The following is a 3678-nucleotide window of genomic DNA, read 5'->3' on the forward strand; positions in this document are numbered from 1 at the left end:
CGGCCCACCGCCCCCGCTCGGGGGAGCCGAGCGGGGGCGGTGGGCCGGTCTGTGTGCCCTGGCGTGCGGCACGGCGTAAAACGTATGACCGGTTGTGAACGCCCCCCAATGGGGGATCCCCCTAAGGGAGTTGGGGAGGGAAAACCCTCGATGACCCGGGGCGTGGTGTGAGCCTAGGCTGGAGCCGGAAGGGCTTCAGACCAGGGCGGGCCGGACCGGCCCCGGCCAGGGCAGGGTCGCGTCAGGGCCGACGTGAAGCCTTCGCGCACGGGTCCCCGGGAGGGGTCGTACACCGGTCCCGGGGAGGTCAGTTCGTACGGTGTCCCGCCGCCAGTCGCACGATGTCCACACGCGACCGGATCCCCAGCTTCCGGTAGACGCGTGTGAGCGTCGCCTCGACCGTCTTCACGCTGATGTACAGCTTCCCGGCGATCTCCCGGTTGGTGGCGCCCTCCATCACCAGCTCGGCGACCTGCCGTTCCGTCGCCGCGAGCCCGGCGAGGGCGTCCAGCGCCGACGGGGCGATCGCGGGCTGCGGCACGGGCGCCGGGGCGGCCGAGATCTGCTCGACCTGACGCAGCCACGGCAGGGCGCGGCAGCGGCGGAACAGCCGGGACGCCTCGTCGTAAGCGGCTGGACCGGGCACGGAGGCCACGCCTGGGCGCGGAGCGACACCGAGCGCCTGGGGCATGGCGCGCAGACGCGCCAGGGCGTACGCGGCCCGCGCCTCCTCCAGTCCGCAGCCCAGCTTGGCCAGCCGGTCCTGAGCCGACGTCAACTGCCGTACGGCGGCGTCGTGTTCACCGCGCGCCGCACGGACGAGGGCCTCGGCCCGGTCGAGGACCGCGAGGATGCTCTCGCGGCCCAGACGCATCGCCCGCTGCCGGGTGACGTCGATGACGTCCTGCGCCTCGGCGATCTCCCCGACCCGCACCAGTGCCTCGGCGAGATCGGCCTGCCAGCGGCCGCGGGCCGGGTCGGTGACCCCCAGCCCCTCCTCCAACTCCCGTACCCGGCGCAGCGACTGCACGGTGCCCGCCGCGTCCCCGGACACCAACTGGGCGTGGCCGAGGGCACCCAGGGCGCGCGAGAGGTACATCAGGTCGCCGTCCTGCTCGGCGTGCTCGGCGGCCTCCCGGGCCAGTGCCTGCGCCCGCTCCACATCGCCGCCGGCGGCCTCGGCGAGCGAGGTGAGCATGGCGGAGGCGCCCTCGCCTATGCCGGAGTCGCGGGCGAGCCCGTACCCCTCACGGGCGAGGTCGAGGGCCCGGCCGCAGTGCCCGGTGCGCAGTTCGATCTCGGCGAGGAAGCGCACGTAGTGCACCTCGCTCTCGACCATGCCGCGGCGCCGCACCTCGCGCAGCAGCGCGGTGGCCGTGGCCCGGGCGTCGCCGAACTGGTCGCTCATCATCAGCCAGCGGAAGCGGGTCGCGCCCGCCCCGTTGTGGTGACAGGCCAGCTGCGGATCCTGCGGCTCCTTCAGCGCCTTCTTGATCGTCGCGGGCGCGTCCGGGTGCCCCATCAACGTCTCGACCTGCGCCTGGTGGGCGAGCGCGAGCAGCTCGGTACGGCGGTCCCCGGCCCTCGCGGCCAGTTCCGCGGAGCGCGCGGCCTCCTCGCGGCCCGCCGCGAAGTCGCCGTCGATGACCAGTGCCCGCCAGGCCAGCTGGTAGTGGACCAGGGCGAGCAGCCGGGGGTCGTCGCCCGCGTCGGCGAGGGCCTGCGGATACACGGCGTCGACCTCGGCGATCGACTGGCCGGCCGCCTCGATCACCACCATCCAGGCGCGGACGCGTTCGGCGGGCTCGGTGGCCCGGCTCAGCACCTCGCGGGCGATGTCCCGGGCGAGGTCGTTCTCGCCGGCGGTCAGCGCGTCCTCGGCGGCCTGGAGCCGTCGCTCGTCCGGCGACGGCGCCGCGTCGGCCGGGGTGTGCCGGGCCGCGAGCAGACCCAGCTCGGCGGCGACCGAGGGCGCGCCCCGGTCCCGGGCCACCGCGGCGGCCTCACCGAGCCGAGCGGCGACCTGCGGATCGGCGCCGGTCGTGGCCAGCGCCAGATGCCGGGCCCGCTCGATGGGGTCGACGGCGGCCGTGGACAGCGCGGCGTGGGCGGCCCGCCGCTCCTGGGCGGTGGCCTCCGCGTACAGGGCGGCCGACACCAGGGGGTGGGCGAAGCGCACGCCGGGGCTCTCCCGCTCCGGTGCCAGCAGGCCCAGCTCGACGGCCCGCGCCGTCTCCGCCTCGGCGTTCTCCCGCCCGGCGGCGCGCAGCAGGGCCAGGGTGGGCCGGGCGCCCGCGCTGGCGACGAGCAGGGTGCGGCGGGCCTCCGCCGGGAGCATGTCCAGCCGGTTCAGTACGAGGGTCCGCAGCGAGGTCGGCACCGGCAGCGGCTCGCCCGGACGGGGCGGGGTGGGGCTGTCGGCGAGGGCGCGGCCCAGCTCCAGCGCGAACAGGGGGTTGCCGCCGCTGGTGCGGTGGATGTCCCGCACGGTGGAGCGGGGCAGACCGGTGTAGCCGCGGTTCTCCAGCAGCTCGGCGACGTGCGCCCGGGACAGCGGGTTGACCCTGAGGGCCAGGGTGTCCGACGGGGACGCGCGTAGATACCTGTCCTGCTCGTGGCCATGGGGGTCCGTCGAGGTGCGGACGGCGCACAGCATGCGGACCGGCATCTCGCCGAGGCGGCGGGCGGCGAACCCGAGCAGCTCGACACTGGCCGGATCCAGCCACTGGAGGTCGTCCGCGACGATCAGGACGGGGCCCTTGGCGGCCAGGGCGCGCAGGGTCGACAGAACGGCGAGACGCAAGGCCAGACCGTCACGCTGGAGCGTGGACTCGCCACGTCCGGTGAGCGCCGATTCCAGGGCGGTGCGCTGGGGGGCGGGCAACTGGTCGGAGACCTCGTCGACGACGAGGCCCAGCAGATCGGTCAGGGCGAGGAACGGCAGGTGCGACTCGGACTCGGTCGCCGAGCACCGCAGGACCGTACGGGCCGTCGTGTCGTATTCAGCGGCCAGCGCGCGCAGGACGGTCGATTTACCGATACCGGCCGAGCCGTGCACGAGGACGCTGCCGCCGCGCGCGAGCTGCTCCCGCGCCGCGGTGAACAGCTCCTCCCTGCCTATGACCAGGTCGGGGCGGGGTCTCCCAGGCTCCTTGAAGTCCCGATGCACGGGCCACCGCTCCCCTCTGTGTCGTGTCCGGGCCAATATTAGGCAACCAGTCCTTGAATTTCGGAACGCAGCGTGGTGAGGGAAATAACAGGAAGGGTACGGCATAAGGAATTTCACACGCCCGAAACATGAATCCCGAACCACCGCCCGGCCGTCCCTCACCGCCCCGCGCGACCGATGCGCGCCGGCCATGATCGACTCGGCTCGGCCCCACGAGGGCCGACAACGGCCTCCGTCCGCCCGTGAGGGCCGACGGTGGACGCCGCCCCACCACCATCCTCCCTCCGACCCGGCACGCGGCGGGCGCCGGCGGAGTCCTACGGCAGCAACCCCGCTCGGCGGGCCGCCACCACCGCCTCCAGGCGGGTGTGGGCCTCCAGCTTGCGCATGGCGGAGCGGAGGTAGCCCTTGACCGTCTCGGGGCGCAGGCCGAGGCGGCCGGCGGTGGCGGCGTTGGTCGCGCCGAGCGCCACGCAGGACAGGACGTCCAGCTCGCGGGGGGTGAGGGC

General features: G+C 74.6%; 2 protein-coding genes. Both read right to left on the reverse strand.

The genetic code is table 11. The features are described 5' to 3' along the window. Positions 1 to 307 precede the first annotated feature (307 nt). Positions 308 to 3169 (reverse strand): helix-turn-helix transcriptional regulator, encoded by a 2862-nt coding sequence (locus AOK23_RS40650; RefSeq protein ID WP_055717439.1) that lies wholly within the window; start codon positions 3167 to 3169, stop codon positions 308 to 310. Between the two features lie 317 nt (positions 3170 to 3486). Then, positions 3487 to 3678: response regulator transcription factor (locus tag AOK23_RS40655; RefSeq protein ID WP_169800383.1), on the reverse strand; the 192-nt coding region annotated here is incomplete at its 5' end.

The organism is Streptomyces torulosus (genome assembly GCF_001419765.1).
Lineage (GTDB): Bacteria > Actinomycetota > Actinomycetes > Streptomycetales > Streptomycetaceae > Streptomyces > Streptomyces torulosus.